The organism is Novosphingobium sp. P6W (assembly GCF_000876675.2).
Taxonomy (GTDB): Bacteria; Pseudomonadota; Alphaproteobacteria; order Sphingomonadales; family Sphingomonadaceae; genus Novosphingobium.
Genome location: NZ_CP030354.1, coordinates 442,388 through 460,358 on the forward strand (window position 1 = coordinate 442,388; position 17,971 = coordinate 460,358).

Annotated in this window: 11 protein-coding genes and 1 pseudogene; 6 read left to right on the plus strand and 6 right to left on the minus strand. The window is 59.4% G+C overall.

Annotated elements, in window-relative coordinates:
• Positions 1 to 683: 683 nt before the first annotated feature.
• Positions 684 to 3,545: a glycosyl hydrolase gene (locus TQ38_RS27725; protein ID WP_082057770.1), complete on the minus strand. Its 2,862-nt coding sequence runs from the start codon at positions 3,543 to 3,545 to the stop codon at positions 684 to 686.
• A gap of 910 nt (positions 3,546 to 4,455) precedes the next feature.
• Between TQ38_RS27725 and TQ38_RS27730 the strand changes: the two genes are divergently transcribed.
• The 3 genes from TQ38_RS27730 to TQ38_RS27740 all read left to right on the plus strand — a co-directional run bounded on the left by TQ38_RS27730 (position 4,456) and on the right by TQ38_RS27740 (position 7,301).
• Complete coding sequence (locus TQ38_RS27730) at positions 4,456 to 5,733, plus strand: MFS transporter (RefSeq protein ID WP_162792448.1); 1,278 nt, start codon at positions 4,456 to 4,458, stop codon at positions 5,731 to 5,733.
• A gap of 274 nt (positions 5,734 to 6,007) precedes the next feature.
• Positions 6,008 to 6,217, plus strand: a complete 210-nt coding sequence (locus tag TQ38_RS27735) for a hypothetical protein (RefSeq protein ID WP_162792449.1) — start codon at positions 6,008 to 6,010, stop codon at positions 6,215 to 6,217.
• A 322-nt stretch (positions 6,218 to 6,539) separates the two neighbouring features.
• Positions 6,540 to 7,301, plus strand: coding sequence for a pentapeptide repeat-containing protein (locus TQ38_RS27740; RefSeq protein ID WP_043976650.1), 762 nt, complete (start codon positions 6,540 to 6,542; stop codon positions 7,299 to 7,301).
• 134 nt (positions 7,302 to 7,435) lie between these two features.
• Here TQ38_RS27740 and TQ38_RS27745 read toward each other — a convergent pair.
• Positions 7,436 to 7,812, minus strand: a pseudogene (locus TQ38_RS27745) (ISNCY family transposase); the annotation flags it as partial.
• Positions 7,813 to 8,463: 651 nt separating this feature from the next.
• Between TQ38_RS27745 and TQ38_RS27750 the strand changes: the two are divergent.
• Entirely contained in the window at positions 8,464 to 9,621 is a 1,158-nt protein-coding gene (locus TQ38_RS27750; RefSeq protein WP_043976647.1) for a hypothetical protein, read from the plus strand.
• Between the two features lie 358 nt (positions 9,622 to 9,979).
• Here TQ38_RS27750 and cydB read toward each other — a convergent pair whose 3' ends face one another.
• Complete coding sequence (gene cydB / locus TQ38_RS27760) at positions 9,980 to 10,987, minus strand: cytochrome d ubiquinol oxidase subunit II (RefSeq protein ID WP_043976645.1); 1,008 nt, start codon at positions 10,985 to 10,987, stop codon at positions 9,980 to 9,982.
• A complete protein-coding gene (locus tag TQ38_RS27765; RefSeq protein WP_043976643.1) occupies positions 10,977 to 12,410 on the minus strand; it encodes a cytochrome ubiquinol oxidase subunit I in 1,434 nt (477 codons plus the stop codon). The genes cydB and TQ38_RS27765 overlap by 11 nt, the downstream gene beginning before the upstream one ends.
• A 384-nt stretch (positions 12,411 to 12,794) precedes the next feature.
• Between TQ38_RS27765 and TQ38_RS27770 the strand changes: the two genes are divergently transcribed.
• On the plus strand, positions 12,795 to 13,571 hold the full coding sequence (locus tag TQ38_RS27770) for an alpha/beta fold hydrolase (RefSeq protein WP_043976641.1): 777 nt from the start codon (positions 12,795 to 12,797) through the stop codon (positions 13,569 to 13,571).
• Between the two features lie 338 nt (positions 13,572 to 13,909).
• Here the strand turns inward: TQ38_RS27770 and TQ38_RS27775 are convergent, their stop codons facing one another.
• Positions 13,910 to 14,458 carry a PaaI family thioesterase gene (locus tag TQ38_RS27775; RefSeq protein WP_043976639.1) on the minus strand — a complete coding sequence of 183 codons (549 nt, stop codon included), beginning with the start codon at positions 14,456 to 14,458 and terminating at the stop codon, positions 13,910 to 13,912.
• 210 nt (positions 14,459 to 14,668) lie between these two features.
• Positions 14,669 to 16,123, minus strand: coding sequence for a catalase (locus TQ38_RS27780; protein ID WP_043976637.1), 1,455 nt, complete (start codon positions 16,121 to 16,123; stop codon positions 14,669 to 14,671).
• A 273-nt stretch (positions 16,124 to 16,396) separates the two neighbouring features.
• Here TQ38_RS27780 and TQ38_RS27785 point away from each other — a divergent pair, with 273 nt between their 5' ends.
• Complete coding sequence (locus TQ38_RS27785; protein WP_043976634.1) at positions 16,397 to 17,908, plus strand: acetyl-CoA hydrolase/transferase family protein; 1,512 nt, start codon at positions 16,397 to 16,399, stop codon at positions 17,906 to 17,908.
• Positions 17,909 to 17,971: the final 63 nt, after the last annotated feature.

The window sequence follows — 17,971 nt, forward strand, 5'->3', positions numbered from 1 at the left end:
GTGAATCGATGCTAGCCGACAGCAGACTGGGTCTTGGATGGGTTCGCCCAAGCCTTGCCGCCATCACTGGGCCGCGAGGAAAACATGGCGCTTTTATAGGGCACCACAATCCTGAGGTGCATTTGCCGAATGCGACGGCCTGCCCCTCTCGGCGACGGTCATAGATAGCTTCGCCTACAGTCCTGCGTGGACGCCGAACCGTCGACTCTAAAACAAGCCTATCGCCCAAAAGGAGGCGGCAAGAAAGACGACAGCGGGCAACGCGAGGAAGGCCGCGCTCAGATCGGAGCACGATGCTCCATTGCGGGATGCTCGGGCGACAATCCAGGTGCGCATAGAACTCTCCTTATCTTCGCAGTCTTCGCTGCCTAAAACGTAATAACGATCGTCTAATGCGCGGTCAAGTGCGTCAATGCCTTCGCAAAAGACGACTGCACGTGCGAGCTGACGCGTTGCAGGTGATGAAGCGGATCCTTGGCCTACGTTCATGACGCCGAGCCCTTTATGGCGAATTGGGATCGCTTATGGGCGGCAAACAGGGCCGCTTCACCGTCATCTTGTGACCCGTCCACAAGCCGGCCAGCGGTTACCCACTGCCGAATGGGCGCACGCACTGATGCCCGTAATCAGCCAAGCGATAGGCGCCCGATTTCTGCCATCGGACGCTATGTCCCAACACATTCTTACTTCATGATGTCAAGGTGAACAGGTCCAGCAAGCCCCGCGGGAACCGTTTTGAGCAGTTTGTAGCCGGGTAGTTTCGGATCAATCATGGAATTTTGAGGGGTGTTGGACACCACTACCTCAAGCTCGTTCATCCCGGCGTGGACAGCGTCCGTGATATCCACTCGGTATGGCGCAGTGATAAGCGGCTGCAGAGGTTTCCCGTTTATGGAAGCCGTGGCCATGTCATGCACAGTGCCTAGGTCGAGCACGATGCGCTGCTGGCCGGTGAGCCAAACAGCCTCGATCTGAATGGGCCGCTGGTACGAACCTGTCCCCGAGAACGACGAGAGCCCGTCGATCGAGCGCCAATCGCCGAGCGCAACAGCGGCGACATCGCGGCTGAAGTACTGCCTGCTGCTGTGCCCAACCGCCCTGAATTTCCATCCAGACGAGGGAAGACTAACCTGCCGAACGGTTACCGGGGGCGTCACCGTGCGGGCTTGGGTCGCGGGATCCAGCAGCAGTAGCGCGCTTTCGCCTGCTGCCAATCGGAGATCGATACGTGTTCCAAGCGGATCGTTCTTGGCTCCAAGGGGGCTAATTGTACCGTCCATGGCATTCCAGCGGGTGATGCCGCCGCGCGCCGGAAGCACCATTCCGGCGTCGCGGGGTTCATTCGCGAGATTATGGACAAATGTCACCATCCGGCTTCCTACTTGTCGCTGGACGTAGACTACATCCGTCAGCCCGGGCGTGGTAAAGGTCAGATTTGCCGGTACTGCGGCCGCGCGTAAAGTCGCCACCACTTCCGCAAGAGGCGTAATCCGCGCACCGGCTTTCAAGGCCGCTGCCATTGCAGTCCGTACCCGGCGATCACGCTTTGCGGCATCCGCGAGCCCTTCATCGCGGTCCGGAACGCGATCCGTAAATAGCACCTGGAGGCCAGCTTTGGCAAAGCGTGCTATGGCTTCCGCTGTCTCGGCCCTGATGCCTTCTATCGGAGGCAAGACGAGAGCGGGATAGCGTGCCCCGCCGGCTGCCACGAGCATATGGTTCTCCACGCGCGCGCTACCGATCGAATCGTGATTGATGCGGTCGTAGTCATAGCCACCGGCGAGAAAAGCCTTTTCGGCGGCCTGCCTGCCGACGCCTCCATCCTCGATGCCAACATAGTAGCCGGTTTGACCGTAGAAATAGGCCACCGGTACCACTGGCTGGCCTTGCTGCAGCACCGACTGCATTCGCCCAAGGTAGCGTGCAAGGGTCGGAACACCGGCCCAGATCGGATTGGTTTCAGTTACCATTGTGCTGAAGCCCAGAGCGAAGGGACTGGGCTGAAAAGCGTGCCAACCCGGCCACCCAGGATCGGTCAACTTGTAATCGTGGCCGTGAACGATCATACTGTTGACGCCGCCCGCAAAGATCAGATCGGCCCGGCGACGCAGTTCGTCCGGTGTCACATTGTAGGGACGATCCTTCCATACCAGGCTTTCGGCGGAGACGATCCGGCGTCCATACAAATCCGCTCCAGAACGCGCGAAGCGCATGAAGTAGGGGTCTCCCTCATGAGGAAGATCCTCGGTTTCGGGAATGTCCACGATGCCATAGCCTCGAACGATATCGATCGCTCCCCCGTGCGCCTGGAACTTGGCCTTCAGTCCGTGTGCATGGTTCCACGCGACAAAAGGCTTGATGAAGCCGTCGAACATCATGTCGGAGACGGTTCGTCGATAGTCGGTGCGCACGCGATCCGCCGTGCTGTCGCCCGCTTCGAAGTAAGGTTCCGAGAAATGTTCGCTCCATGCCTGCATCCATCCTGGCTGCAACGTGAGCGGAAGGTAGCGGGTCAGATCGTAGCCGCGACGTTTCTTGAACTGTGCAAGGAAGTCGCGTCCCCACGGAAGATCCTGCATCAGCTCCAGACTGTCGACAAAGGTGGCGCGAATGCCCACCGGGTCCTTGCCAAGCGGATCGCCTACTCGCGCCGCATGAACGGCGAAGGCGGCAGCGTTCATATGATCGAGTATGAGCTGCGGTCCTCGGCCGGCACTGCCGAGGACGCCCATGTTGGAGGCGTACTGCTTGAAGGCGAATATCTGCCAGGTGCCAGGGGGCGGGGTCCAGTCGAGGGTGCCATCGGCCTTGAGCTTGTCGGTCAGCACTATAGCGCTCGCCGTTTCCAGCCTGCCTGAGGCTATCACGTCCTTCCAAGGATAGAGCTCCAGCCCCATCGTCGTGCTCGTTTCGGTCTTGAGTTGCGGCGCCGATCCCCGCATCGCGACGACGGCGACGATCTTTGCCTGCGCATCCATTCTGGCGGGCCAGTCTGCTGCCCTGGGATCCTTTACCCGTGGATCGAACATTGACAACGCGCCGAGCCGTTTCGTTCGCGCCGGGATGGCGAGCTTGATGGGTCCACTGTAGCCGTCGGCCACTTGCGTGCGCGCCATCGTCAATTCCACGAACGCATTTTCGGGCGTGATCGGCCAGCCGCCGCCGGAAGGCCACGCAGAGCCGAAGGTATAGTCCAGGCTGAGGCCACGTGCCCTTGCGGCGGCTGCTGCCGTGCGAACATGGCCGAAGAAGGACGGTTCGGCGTAATCATCCGTCCGAGCTTTTTCCTCAGGCGACAACTTAGCGAAGCTCGCACCCATAGCCTGAATTTCGGCTCCGCCAAAGCCGGCGGCATCCATCAGAGCTATCTCCCGCTCGAGTTCAGCGTCATTCACGGCGTCACCCGGCCACCACCACCGCAAGCGGGGCCTGGATTCTTTTGGCGGATTTCGAAAACTCTCTTCCAGCGACTGGGCTGTTGCTGCGGACCCGTATATCGTCAAGGCAGCAGCACACGCGCCGGTCATCATTCTGCGAAGCAGCATATTCACTATCCTCTATCAGACCTCAACATCTGGGGAAGCCAAGCCTACGTCTTCGGCGTGGTCTAAGCTGCCAAGAGACCGACCTCGATGTGGCACAGTCGTGCCTGCAACGCCTTCCGAAACGCCTTTCCGCTACGAGAGGTCCAGCTCTGATTTTTCCATGGTCGGCGAGCGCAAGCCTAAAACCTTCACCGCGGCTGTCCATGCAATCTACCGTTCGCATGGTGCCGTCCTGCATGATCGTCATCAGACTGCCTTTTCCCCGCACACCGATATGTGAGCCGGCACACCTAAAATCGAACGCTAGCGTTTCATTTTTGCATTGCCAAGATTTATCCGCATAGGGCGCTGGGAAAAGCGCTGCGACCGGGCCTACGGCTTGCTTGGTACTACAGGCCGCATCACGGCCTGCTCGGTGGTAGCCGCGCTTCCTGTCGAACATTCGATTGAGCCAGCAATAAAAAACGGCGGGCCATCAGCAGGCCATCAATCAGGCAGGCGGCGTCATTTGACGTATGTGTCCTATTGCGCTTGGAAGGGCCGCCGCGCTGGAAGACGAAATGCCGGTCGCTCTGCCGACCCTGCCGCGTGAGAGTCAGGTGTTGCTGGGCACATTCTTGGGCCGAGGGCTCGCAGAGGCAGCCGGCCGAGAGCATGTATCCGAAAATTGAAATTCGCGGCCCGCAGCCCGCGAGAGAGATCGGTGGTTTCCTAACGATGCAGGTTGCTTGGGCGCTTGGTCAACGGCGATGCTGGTCCAGCCGGAAGAATAGACCTGTAAGAAATCTTTTTGCAAACCTGCGTTTCGCCGTCTAAGTTTCCCACGGAACCGCGTATCGCGTATTTTATGTTGATCTGCGCTACGATATATCGGGATGGCACCTCTTTTGCCGCGCCAGGAGGCATTAAAATGGTTGCTCCATCAAGTCAGACTTCTGCGGCAAAGGCGGTATCCAAAGAGAGGACCGAATCCACCGCGTTCGAGGCGGTAGGGGGGTGGGACAGACGCAAAATGGTGATCTGCGCATCGCTATCGCAGAACGTCGTGATCGGATCGGCGTTTGGGGGCTTTGGTGTCAGTCTAATAGCAATGCAGGAGCGGTTCGGGGCGGGTCGCGGCATCGCAGCGCTCGGCTTGGCACTGGCGGTGCTCACGATGTCTCTTGCGACGCCGCTCGTGGCGACCCTAATACATCGCATCGGACTTCGTGCAACGATGATGGCCGGAATAGCTATGTCCGGCCTGGGATACGTCATGCTGGCCCTCGCGCCTAATTTGATAGTCGTACTAGTAACGTTCTTCGGCCTCATTGGCCCCGGCATCGCACTGGCCGGTTCGTTGCCGGCGAGCCTTTTGGCAGGGGGCTGGTACCCCCACGCCCGTGGGCGGGCTGTAGGAATTGCGACAATGCCGCTTATGGTCGCTGCCGTTCCGATCATCGGCCTCGCGCTCATATCTGACTACGGATTGACTGCATTCTACGCGGCCTTGGCGTCTCTGCACCTGGTCTCGCTGCCGATCCTGCTGGCAGTTCGTGACGCGCCTGCCGCAGGGCCCGCGGATGGCAACGCGGCGGTACGGGTCGACGAGCCTGCAGGCGCTGTTCCTATTCTGGGTCGAGGCCTGTTCTGGGCGCTCGTTCTGGGAGCAGGCACACTCAACGCCATTGGTATCACCGGGGTCTCGCAGATTGTTGCAGTGCTGGTTGAACGCGGCATCTCCGCCGAGCGCGCCGCCGGCCTTGTGGCACTAATGGGAATGGCGAGCATCGTAGGGGCTCCCTTGGGTGGATGGCTGGCGGATCGACTAGGAGGCCCCCGCACTCTTGCCTTGATCGCGTGCGGATTTTCTGCGGCTTGGGCCGTAATCGCGTTCGTTGTGTTGCCGCTGGCTCTGACGCCCGCACTGGTGGTAATTGGCTTGTGCGGTGCGGGCGTGTTTCCCGCCGTGAATCTGGCGTGCATCGATGCGTTCGGTCTTCCGCGGCTCGGGAAGGCGCTTGGCCTCTTCGGGGTATTCGCACTCCCGCTCACCTTCCTTCTGCCGCCGGGCGCGGGCCTGCTACGCGACCAATCCCAGAACTATTTACCCGTGATGGCGGCCATCGTTGTTTGCTGCGGCCTAATCGCGGTCATGTTCCTGTCACTTTACGCTCGCGAACGCCTCGTCGAGAGGTTCGTACGATGACGCTGACTGCTCCCATTCCGCCGTGGCACTCGGCCCAGAGAGAGATTCGTCTCACCCGTGGCCCGTGGGGCCCGGGTTGGCGAACAGCTCGTGCTCGAGCGGCTCAGCTCATCCATTCAGCGGAAGTTGAGATCGTCGGCATAGACGTGCAAAAGGGGGGAAGGTAATGACACTTAGCTGTAAGACGATGCTTCGCGTCGCGGCAACCGGCACGGCAGGCCATGTAGCCGCCCCGGCTACGTCGCCGGCGCAGCCTGACCCTCAAAATACTGCTATGCTCGACACATCAGACAACGTCCTGCTGAACGCCAGCGCGCAGTACGATACCGGCAGGAACGGCCTGTCCCTGAGAGGCGCTGTAGACAATATCACAGGCAAGCAGATTGTGGCGGCAGGCGTCGATCTGCGACAGGCGATCGGATTTGTGGAAGGGTACTACACGCAGTCGAGACGCTACTGGCTCACTTTGGCTGACCGCCCGTGACGGCGCCTGATCGGCCGAGCGGCCCGACCTTCGGTTCTGCTCACACTACGTTCCTTATCCGATGATTATCACAAGTTCCGAGCAGTGCGATGACCAGCGCTGCGGACTTAGGATTTAGGGATTAATGAAATAAATGCTTCTTTCGCAGCGGCGCCTAAGCCGCGATGGCGCCGCCCATAGCCATCTTCAGGAAGGTCGCTGCAGCGGTGCGTTCGAACGAATATTAGTACAATGGCTGAGTATGCACAGCGATACGTCATAGTACAAACATAGAGTGGCTACTTCGCGGCTGCCGCGAAAGCTGGTTAGTATCGGAGTTTTCATGGACGTCGATGGGTTACTATCACAACTATCAGAAGTGGGTCGGATCGAGCGGGCGGACCTCTCTCAGTTTGACTTTTCCATTCTCGGAACCGAAAAGTATTATACGTTTGTCGGGTGCAGGATGGACGTGAGCCGGATCACGGGTGATGCATTGAAAGGGTCTACCTGGATCGACTGCTCGTTTCTGGACTGCGTTTTCGCGTCATGCCGTCTTGCCGACGCCACATTCGACAACTGTCGCTTTTTCGACAGCGAACAGGGTAAGGGAACAGCGTTCCGGTTCGCTGATCTGCGCGGAGCGCTGTTCAAAAATTGCGATCTTTCGCTTGGAATTCTTCTGGGGTGCGAGGCCCACGACATCGCTTTTGCTGATTGCCGAATGCGCGGTTTTACAGCGGAGCGGACAACGTTTATGCGCAAGATCGGCCGTGTGGAACGAAACGCCGCTACTTTCGAAAACTGCAACCTATCCGACGCGGTTATGCGTGAACTCAATCTTTCGGACTGCGCCATAACGGGTTGCAGTATGAGGGATGCCGATATTTCATCATCGAATCTCGTGAAAGCTGAAATCGTTGATTGTGATCTCGATGGCGTTAATTCTGAGGCCGCTGATCTTTCGATTGCCGACCTGCGGCGATCCTCTTTGGCTGGCATGAATCTCACCTCGCTACAGGCTTATTCCGGGATGACGGTTTCGGCGCGACAGCAGTCACACCTGCTCAAATCGCTCGGCATCGAGGTCTGGCCTGAAGACTGACGCTGAACATTGCTTTGGTGCGAGCGTCAGTTTTTGCCCAGGGCGGCGCGCGAGGATCGCGTCGTCACTGACCTGCTTTCGATGCCGCTTCCCCCGCGAGTGATGGGCACCATGTCAATGTCCCCAGCAGCGGACGTCAAGATGCCCTCGAGGCGCATCGCTTTGACCAAGCGATCCTGTAGCGTCGCATTGGCGCGCTCGACGCGGCCCTTGGCCTGCGGCGAGTTCGCGCAGATGATCTCGATGTTCAGTGCGTCATGCCGTCGCCCTTGGCCGACGCCGTGTTGTTGCGGAACACGCAGTGCTTGTCCGAGTAGAACGTCAGCGGCTTGTCGTGCATCTCGATTCAGGTCGGCGTCGCTTCCATATAGGCGAAAGTGCTTTCGCTCTCGACCATCTTGAGATGCATCAGTTCGCTGGTCGCATCATCAATATAGACGAGCAGCCTGCATTGCGGCCCGCGATCCTCAAACCACCACTCCTTCGAGCCGTCGATCTGGATCAGCTCGCCCCGCCCTGCCGCTCAGACTTTGATCGTCGCGGGATGGCAATCCTCACTCGGTTTGATGATCGCGGTACAAAGCGAGTAAGGATTCCGAAGAGCGGCCCATCGCTGGCGACCAATCTAAGCGTCGAACTGCACCGATCAGCCACGCGGATCAGGCCGTGACGCCGCCGTCCGCACCATAGCAAGCATGCGCCCAAGTGCGCCGCCGGTCTGCACTCGCGGGGACTAGAGGCGGGCATATCTGGTGCGGATCATCGCAATGGGAGCCATGGCCCAGGCCGAGTAGCCAGTGGATGACTGATCGTAGCGTCCGGGTGCCTGACCCTATCAAACTGCCCGATGACATCCGATACGCCGCCGCATCGAGAGGTCCGTCCCGATCCTGCAGATGTTTGGTGGAAGCGGGCGCGCGGAGATGTGATTTGCGAGACCACGTACCAATGTCTCGGTTCACCATCAGCCGAGGTCACCCTAGATATTTCGCTGCGTGGCCGGCGGTGTTCAAGAATATGTGAGGCCCTCCACTATAGCGCACTTTAGCGCCGCAACCGGTCCGTGCCCGGCGGGGCAGTATCTTTGCAAATCTGATTTGCGGGCCGGGAAGAGGCGTTTTTTTTGAGAAGCATGGGAGTTGAAATGTCACCGGAACGTTTGATGACGCGCCAGATCGGAGCAGTCGAGAACCTGTTCCTTGCCTATTCAGAGGCGAATGCCATGACCTTCGCCCTGGTCGCCGCCTTTGATCGCGAGTTACCAAAAGGTGCGCTAACTAGTGCGCTCCGGACGGTGCAGGCGGTCCACCCTTGCTTACAGGTGAGCATCGACATTGGCGGTGATGGCCGGCTCGGTTTTTTCCGCTGCGACAGGCCCATCGACCTGCAGGTGAAAACTGTAAGGTACATCGATCATGAGCAAGAGATCGCAGACGCTCTCGTAAACCATCTCGACGCTGCGCAAGGTCCATTGATGCGGCTTTCCGCAATCTCGGATGGGGAGCGAACCTGCGTGATTGGCGTGTGGCACCATGCAATCGCGGATGGGAAGGGGGCTCTTAATATTCTGAAGCAATTGGTTGAAGTGATTCATGGTGAGCCTGCCCCCACTTCAGTTGAGCACGATTACATCGATCGCTATGTCGCTGATTCGCTGCCGGAGCTGTTTCGCACCGCCATAATTTCGCCTTCTGACAACCGCCGGCCGATGATCTTAATAAATGAAATTTCAAGCTCCGTAACAGCCAGTCTTCTGGATCTTGTCAAGCGTCACCAGTCCACCCTGAACTCTCTACTGGTCGCAGCGGTCGCACAGGCGCATCAGCACCCTATTGGCGATGCCGCGGCAAACATCATGACCCCCGTCGACGTTCGGTCGTTCTTCGGGACGGAAGATAACGACGGCGTATTTCTCACGACGGCCGTAACCGCACGGCTGGAGGGTGAAGGCATATGGAGCCACGCCTCACGGGTCGCGGATGCAGCTAGAAGTGCACGTGACCCGAAAGCCGTTGGAGGTTTCGTATCCGCGATCGGAAGCCGATTTTCGGCGGCCGGCAACTACGACGCCGCTCGGGATCAGATCGTTATGCAGGGCCCCTTCGATACTATCGTCACGAACCTCGGTGTCATCGAATGGCTTCAATACCCTCCGACTTCCCGCGCTCGCATATATGGGCCAATTTTGAAGCCGCTTCCGGGACACGACATCATCGCGGCGTCGACATTCGCCGGCAGGCTAACCCTGATCCAAAGCTCCGTAAATGGAGACAGCACGCTCCTGCGCCGCGCTGTTTCACTCCTAGAGGGGCTGATATGACGGTGTCCGTAACTGAAGACGCGTCCCGCATCTTTGCGCGGTACGATCGGCAGGCGGCTGGAAAACCGGCAGTTTGCGGGTTGGGTATGGAATCCAGCAACGTTCAGGAACAAGGCTAGGGGCGCCGGCACATACGCCCTGATCCGCGACGGTATCGGCGAATACGCCGCATGACGGCAGCCCGAACCCCGAGACAAAAGAAAAAGACCGCCGGGTCGGCATCGGTAATCCGCATCAAAGTTATAACCCGCGAAATAGCCAAAACCGAATCGCGCCCGCGACGAGGGCTACGACTGCAACGCCCCCGGCCCACAAGCCGCCGAACCAAGCAAGGCGTCCCCAAAGGCTGCCGTTTCGCTCAGTGATAGCCTTCATGGCCGACCTTTCCGCGAAACACCCAATAGGCCCATGCCGTATAGGCTAGAATGATCGGCACCATGATGCACACTCCAACCAGCAGGAATTCCAGGCTGCTCTTGGGTGCGCCTGCGGCCTGGATCGTAACGACACCGGGGATGATATCCGGAAAAATGCTTATTCCAAGGCCGATGAAAGACAGAAGGAATAGGCCCAGGGAGATCAGAAACGGCATACGCTCCTGGCGCATCGTAAGGCCGCGAAAGAGGAGCGCGGTTCCGATTACAACCAGCAGCGGCACCTGTGCGGTAGCAAGCACGCCCGGCATCGCAAACCAGTGCCGCCAATATTCCATCTTCAAAAACGGCGTCGCCGCGCTCACTCCCGCGAGGCACAATACCACCGTTATCGCCAGCCACCGGGCGAAGCGATATGCCCGCTCCTGCATGGCGCCCTCGGTACGCATAATCAGCCAGGTCGAGCCCAGTAACCCGTATCCTGCCACTGTACTGCCGCCCGTCAGCAGGCTGAACGGCGTCGCCCAGTCCCACCAGCCGCCGGCATAACTTCGGCCCGCCACGTGGATCCCCTGTAACAGCGCACCGATGATCATGCCTTGTGCTAGCGCTGCTACTATTGATCCGGCGAAAAAGCCCAGATCCCAGAAGGGTTGGTGACGGGGGTCACGCCAGCGAAACTCGAACGAGACACCCCGAAAAACTAGGCCCAGCAGCATAGCAGTGATCGGCGCATATAGCGCAGACATGATCAGCGAGTATGCCAGAGGAAAAGCGGCCATCAGGCTGCCGCCGCCCAGTACGAGCCAGGTTTCGTTTCCGTCCCAGACTGGTGCAATGGAGTTCATCGCGCTGTCGCGGGACCTTCCCCGCTCCAGAAACGGGAACAGGATCCCGACCCCGAGATCGAACCCGTCCATGACGACATAAGCGAAAACGGCAAAGGCGATGATGAACGCCCAGGTGGTTGTAAGATCGGGACTATAGCTCATGGCTCGTGCTCCCCGTGTTAGCTGCCACGATCACCGCAGGCGCGGGCGTAATGCCAGCGGTACGGATTGGACCTTTGAGGCCTGCAATCGCAGGCTGTTCGCCTGCTTCCGGTGTCCTGTTCATCATTTTAAGCAGATACCAAAGACCCGTTCCGAAAACGACGAAGTAGACGATGGCGAAGGCCACAAGGGAGGCTGCAACCGCCGGCGCTGCGAGCGGCGAGACTGAGTCTGCTGTCCGCAGCAGGCCGTAGACAGTAAATGGTTGGCGTCCGACTTCGGTCGTTGTCCAGCCCGCCAGGACGGCCACGGTCCCGGCTGGTCCCATTGCCAGGGCGAAGCGGTGCAGCCAAGGCGATGACCAAAGTTTGCCCCGTGTGCGCGCTATCAAAGCGGCAGCGCCGAGTGCGATCATCAAAAGACCTAGTCCGACCATCACCCGGAATGACCAGAATACGATCGGTACCGGCGGCCAATTCTGGCGCGGTACCGTGTCAAGGCCGGCGAGGGGGGCGTTTGGGTCGTGGCGCAGTACGAGCGATGACACTTTGGGAAGGCCGATCGCATAGCGAAGCTTGCCAGCCTGCTGGTCAGGGATCCCGAACAAATAAAGCGGCGCGCCATGGGGGTGGCTCTCAAAATGACCTTCCATAGCCATAATCTTGGCAGGCTCGTGTTCGAGGGTGTTGAGGCCTTGGGTGTCGCCGGCGATCGCTTGGAGCGGCGCAACGATGAGGACCATCCACATTGCCATAGAGAACATCACACGCGCGTGCGGCTCTGCGGCGTCGCGCAGCAGGTGCCAGGCGCCGACCGCGCCGACGATTAGCGAGGTTGTCAAATAAGCGCCGAGCACGGTGTGAACGATCCGGTATGGGAAGCTTGGGTTGAACACGATCCGCCACCAGTCGACTGGTATGAATTGGCCTGCGGCGTTCATCGCAAAGCCTACCGGGGTGTGCATCCAACTATTAGCCGAGATAATCCAGAAGGAGGAGATCAACGTGCCTATTGCGACGAGAACCGTGGCTGCGAAATGCAGCCGAGGCCCGACCCGGGTCATGCCGAACAGCATCACTCCGAGAAAGCCGGCTTCGAGGAAAAACGCGGTCAGCACTTCATAGCCCATCAGCGGACCGATGATGCTTCCCGTCTTATCGGAAAATACGGCCCAGTTGGTACCGAATTGATAGGACATCACGATGCCGGACACGACGCCCATCGCGAACACTATTGCGAAGATCTTTAGCCAAAAGCGGAACAGTCCAAGATAGACCGATTGGCCGGTCTTCAGCCAAATACCCTCAAGAACGGCCAAGTAGCTCGCTAACCCGATTGAAAAGCTCGGGAATACGAAATGGAACATCACCGTGAAGGCGAATTGTGCGCGGGACAGCGTCACGGCGGTTTCAGTGTCGGCCATCGCTGCCCTATCTCCCTGTTATATCCGCTAAAGCGAATTCGCTGCCCGATTGGCTGCCGCTGCCGTGAGGAAACCGACGGGTTCGTCCGTCGAGTCGGAAGCGCTTGCGTGTAACAGGTAATATTGTGCGGCTCTTCTTGCGGCCATCATACGGGTGTATGGGCTCCCCTGGGCTGGGGGCGAGGAGCTTGAAGCGCTCCGCTGTAACGCTAGCAGATCGCCTACAACGGATACCGCTGCGGAGCCAGCAGAGCGCTCAGGCACCATACTACCGTATCATTCGAGCCCGACCAATGCGTGATGGCCCTGGTACGCGCGGTAGGCGATCCTTCCAGTCTCGCTCGGGGACGCGTCTGCGTCCACGACACTCGAAGGAACAAGTGAATGCGAAAACTTCTACTCGCGCTTTTTGCGCTCACGGGCGTCGCCAGCAGTCTACCGGCGGTCGCTCAAGACGCGCCCCGTCCGGTCATTGTTCTCGTGCACGGCGCGTTTGCAGGGTCGTCCAGTTGGGCCGGCGTCATCGCTCGACTGGAGAAGTCGGGTTACAGGGTCATCGCGGCCGCCAACGGGCTGCGCAGCGTCAAGGAAGACGCAGCACCAATCGCGGCACTGGTGCATTCGATCCAGGGTCCGGTCGTGCTCGTCGGCCATTCGTACGGAGGCCCGGTGATCACGGCGGCTGCCGAGGGCAATGGCAACGTAAAGGCTCTCGTCTACGTCTCGGCTTTTGCGCCAGACGTCGGCGAAAACGCGCTGGGCCTGAGCGGGCAGTTTCCCGGAAGCACTCTGGGAGACACCTTGACCAGCGTTCCGCTTCCCAATGGGGGCGAAGATCTCTATGTCGAGAGCAGCAAATTCCATCAGCAGTTCGCAGGCGACGTTTCCGATGCGACGGCCGCAGTCATGGCAGCGACGCAACGTCCCGTGACCAAGGCCGCGCTGAGCGAGCCGACCACGACCGCAACGTGGAAGACGATCCCGAACTACGCGATCTATGGGACGGCCGACAAAAACATCCCGCCGGCTGCGATGAAATTCATGGCAGAACGCTCGCACGCAAAAAAGACAGTGGTGGTACCAGGCGCGTCGCATTCCATCATGGTGTCGCACCCTGCTGAAGTCGAATCGCTGATCGAGGCCGCAGCAACGGCGCGTTGAGTAGCGCCAGCGCGTCAATCTCGTCGCACCTAAAGCGTTGCAACATGTGAAGCGTGTCCGTGTCGACGGGTACGCTTCACTTGTATTAGCTGTCAAAGCGGACGTACTGTATAAATATACAGACCGGCGGGACAGAATCCGGAGTGATGCGGGCCGCCATCCGATAACAAAAAAGGGCCGATCTTCGATCGGCCCTAGTTGGGAGAGGATGCCCTTGGGGCAAAGCCGGTGTGGCGCACTGCCGGCAACGCGTCTATTCACCGATGGTCGGTACTGTTCGATACGTTCGTAGGGGATCGGGCAGGTCAAACAGACCGGAATGCCTAGCCAACATTAAACTACCCTTGCGTCTTAGAAGCGCTGGCTTGGATCGACGGACCGACGATTGAAAAATTGCCAACCGCATGCGCGACCAACCCGCCGTCGCGACTTCGAACATCGCCGCCGACATATACGGTCCTTCGACCGAGATTGATCACGCGGCCGGTGGCGACGACTGGCGTTTGTCGTGCAGTCGTCGGTCGCATATAGGTGATCGTCAGGTCGAGCGTGACGACGCCAGATCCGGTGGGAAGAATAGTGCTCGCGGCACCCCCCATCGCGGTATCGAGCATCGTGGCCGCCACACCCCCGTGGGCCATGCCCATCAGGTTTTCGAGCGACGGATCATAATCCAGGCTCATCGCGACTTCTCCCGGCTCGGCGGTCACGCATCGAAATCCGATCAAGCAGGCCATGGGCGGCGCCGGCAATGTACCGTCCCGTATACCGCGCATCATTTCGAGCCCTGAGAGTCCGTTTCCAAGCGAAGCGGCGTGGAGCGGGTCGTGCCAACTCACCGTACGCTCGCGTTTTCCCTCACCCGGGGTTTCATATTCAGTCCGCATCAACTCTCCACCTTCCGTATTTTCCCGGGCCTCCGCCGGTCAAAGCCGCCGTCGGCCCGGGATGCTTAAGAGGTTTCTGCTGAGCGATTCACCGTCCCGCGTGCAGGAATAGCGCGCAGCGCGGCATCTTTTTCAGCGAACCGGCCGAAATGACCGACATCAGCAAAGCCATGGGATGCTATGACAATAGACGCCACACGCGTCAGTCGGTCACTCTGCGGTGTGACGCCTCTCAAGGCCGATCGCCGCGGCTACACCCGCTCCATAGGCAGGGTCGGCACGCTCGCAGTTTGCGACGTGGCGCATCTTAACCTCTACGCTCGCTCCTCCAATGGCGCGTGCCGTGTTCGCGAACAGCCGCTCCTGCTCTGGTACACTCATCTTTCGGAACAGGTTTCCCGGCTGCTCATAATAATCCTCGTCTACCCGATGATCCCAGTGGTCGGCGAGGCCGCCAATCTCCAGCGCTGGTTCCTTTAACTCAGGGTGGTCAGCCCATACTCCGTTGCTGTTCGGGAAATATGAGGTGGTCGCACCCAGATTGCCGTCGACCCGCATCTGGCCGTCACGATGATAGCTATGGAAAGGGCAGCGCGGCGCGTTCACCGGAATACTGTGGTGATTCACGCCTAGTCGATACCGTTGGGCATCGCCATAGGAGAACAGGCGTGCCTGAAGCATCTTGTCCGGCGAGAAGCTGATACCAGGCACGACGTTGGCTGGGGAGAATGCCGCCTGTTCGACGTCCGCAAAAAAATTCTCCGAATTTCGGTTGAGCTCTAGGTCGCCAACAGGGATCAGTGGGTATTCGGCCTTGGGCCAGACCTTTGTTACATCGAACGGATTGTGACGGTGCTGACGGGCCTGTTCCTCGGTCATTACCTGAATGTTTAGCTGCCAACGCGGAAACTCACCGCGGTCGATCGCTTCGAGCAGATCGCGGCCATGGCTTTCGCGGTCTTCGCCGATGACGGTTACGGATTGCGCATCGGTCAGGTTTTCAATCCCTTGCTGGCAGCGGAAATGGAATTTGACCCACACGCGTGCGCCGGCCTCGTCGATCATGCTATAAGTATGGCTGCCGAAACCATGCATATGGCGATAGCTGCGCGGAATCCCGCGATCGGACATAACGATCGTTACCTGGTGCAACGCTTCGGGCAGCAGCGACCAGAAATCCCAATTATTTTGCGCGCTTCGAAGGCCAGTGCGCGGATCGCGTTTCACAACATGATTGAGGTCCGGGAACCGCAGAGGATCCCGGAAGAAGAAGACGGGGGTGTTGTTGCCCACGATGTCCCAGTTGCCCTCCTCAGTATAGAACTTCAGTGCCCAACCGCGAATGTCACGCTCGGCATCGGCGGCGCCCCGTTCGCCGGCGACGGTCGAGAACCGCTGAAACACCTCGGTCTTCTTACCGATCTGCGAGAAAAGCTTAGCCTTGGTGAATTGGCTGATGTCGTGCGTGACGGTAAAAGTACCGAACGCGCCGGAACCTTTTGCATGCATGCGGCGCTCGGGGATCACTTCGCGATCAAAATGGGCGAGCTTCTCGAGCAGCCATACATCCTGCAGTAGAGCGGGCCCGCGCGGCCCAGCGGTCAAAATATTCACATTGTCGGTAACCGGAGCGCCCGCAGCGTTCGTCAGATCCTTGCGTTCCATATTACATCTCCATGCTCGGCTATGGCGTCACGAGCTCGGTCAACGAGTAGAGCCGGACAGGGCCCGTGGGCGATTGGGATGAGTGTCTAGGGTATGCCATACGAACGGATGGGAAGCGCTCGACCACGCAACGACTAGGGTAGATCTGCGCAAGCTGTCACCCGCGGTGCATGCTCGACGCCGCTGTCGGCGGCGCGGGGTTGGTACCTACCGCGCGCTGAGGAGGCCGCATTTGCCGCTTCGACGAACATCATCGACAAGGACAAAAACACGATGAAGACCCGGATAGCCGCTGCGGAATTGGCCGCGCGTGTGATGCCCGCAGATGCCGCAGCATCACTGATTTCGAACGGCATGGTCCTTGGGATGAGTGGCTTTACGGGGTCCGGCTATCCCAAGGCAGTGCCGGGCGCGCTTGCGGCCCGTATCCGCGCAGAGCGCGAAGCGGGGCGGTCTATGCGCGTGAGCATCTGGACCGGTGCCTCGACGGGTCCAGAACTCGACGGGGCACTTGCCGAAGCTGATGGGATTGAACTGCGCCTGCCGTACAACTCGGATCCCGTGGCCCGCGAACGTATCAATAAGGGCGAGATGGATTATCTCGACATGCACCTAAGCCAAGTTGCGCCAATGGCATGGCAAGGCTTTCTCGGGCATCTCGACGTCGCAGTAGTCGAGGTCACCGGTATCCGCTCGGACGGAACCCTCATCCCGTCATCTTCGGTAGGTAACAACAAGACATGGCTTGAGCGAGCCGACGCGGTAATCCTCGAAGTCAACCGTTGGCAGAACCCAGCGCTCGAAGGCATGCACGATGTCTATTACGGAACCGCGCTTCCCCCGCACCGCGTGCCGATCCCGTTGGTTCGACCGGATGACCGGATCGGACAGCAGACCTTGCGGTGCGATCCCGCCAAGATTGTGGCGATCGTCGAAACCGATGCGCCGGACCGCAACCTTCCTTTCGCGAAGCCCGACGCCAGCGCGCGCGCGATCGCAGGTCATGTCCTCGAGTTTCTCTCCCACGAAGTCCGTCGCGAACGGCTACCAGCGTCTCTGCTGCCGCTCCAATCCGGCGTAGGAAACATTGCCAACGCGGTGCTCGCTGGCCTCGTAGATGGTCCGTTTTACGACCTCACGGCCTATACCGAGGTCATCCAGGACGGAATGTTGGACCTGCTCGACAGCGGTCGGTTGCGGATGGCCTCGGCAACCGCGTTTTCGCTCAGCCCGGAGGCGGCGGCGCGGATCAATGCAGATATGGGCCGCTATCACGACCGCATGATTCTTCGGCCTCAGGAGATCAGCAACCATCCTGAACTGATAAGGCGCCTCGGCTGCATCGCGATGAACGGGCTGCTCGAGGCCGACATTTATGGCGCGGTCAATTCTACCTGCGTAATGGGCTCGCGGATCCAGAACGGGATAGGCGGCTCGGGTGATTTCGCCCGCAACGCGTACATCTCGATCTTCATGACCCCTTCGACCGCCAAAGGGGGCAACATCTCCGCGATCGTGCCGCAGGTTTCCCATGTCGACCATATCCTGCAGGATGTCGGTGTCTTGGTGACCGAGCAAGGCTTGGCCGATCTACGCGGCCTGAGCCCACGCAAACGAGCCGACCTGGTCATTCAACAATGTGCTCATCCCGACTATAGGGATGCCCTGCGCGACTACTATGCACGGGCAATGGCAGGGTCGTTTGGTCGCCATGCGCCGTCCCTGCCAGGTGAGGCTCTATCTTGGCATCAACGCTTTATGGACACCGGAACGATGCGCGAATGAGGCGCGCGGTTCGGTTCTTTGGGAGAGGTAAGGCGTCTCAGCGCTCAGTCTGCAGGCAGTCTA

What these genes read in the sequence shown, in the direction of transcription:
- TQ38_RS27750 (WP_043976647.1), top strand. Translation starts at nt 8,464, where the DNA reads ATGACGCGCCAGATCGGAGCAGTCGAGAACCTGTTCCTTGCCTATTCA.
- TQ38_RS27735 (WP_162792449.1), top strand. Translation starts at nt 6,008, where the DNA reads ATGCTCGACACATCAGACAACGTCCTGCTGAACGCCAGCGCGCAGTAC.
- TQ38_RS27785 (WP_043976634.1), top strand. Translation starts at nt 16,397, where the DNA reads ATGAAGACCCGGATAGCCGCTGCGGAATTGGCCGCGCGTGTGATGCCC.
- TQ38_RS27765 (WP_043976643.1), bottom strand. Translation starts at nt 12,410, where the DNA reads ATGGCCGACACTGAAACCGCCGTGACGCTGTCCCGCGCACAATTCGCC.
- TQ38_RS27770 (WP_043976641.1), top strand. Translation starts at nt 12,795, where the DNA reads ATGCGAAAACTTCTACTCGCGCTTTTTGCGCTCACGGGCGTCGCCAGC.
- cydB (WP_043976645.1), bottom strand. Translation starts at nt 10,987, where the DNA reads ATGAGCTATAGTCCCGATCTTACAACCACCTGGGCGTTCATCATCGCC.
- TQ38_RS27740 (WP_043976650.1), top strand. Translation starts at nt 6,540, where the DNA reads ATGGACGTCGATGGGTTACTATCACAACTATCAGAAGTGGGTCGGATC.
- TQ38_RS27780 (WP_043976637.1), bottom strand. Translation starts at nt 16,123, where the DNA reads ATGGAACGCAAGGATCTGACGAACGCTGCGGGCGCTCCGGTTACCGAC.
- TQ38_RS27730 (WP_162792448.1), top strand. Translation starts at nt 4,456, where the DNA reads ATGGTTGCTCCATCAAGTCAGACTTCTGCGGCAAAGGCGGTATCCAAA.
- TQ38_RS27725 (WP_082057770.1), bottom strand. Translation starts at nt 3,545, where the DNA reads ATGCTGCTTCGCAGAATGATGACCGGCGCGTGTGCTGCTGCCTTGACG.
- TQ38_RS27775 (WP_043976639.1), bottom strand. Translation starts at nt 14,458, where the DNA reads ATGCGGACTGAATATGAAACCCCGGGTGAGGGAAAACGCGAGCGTACG.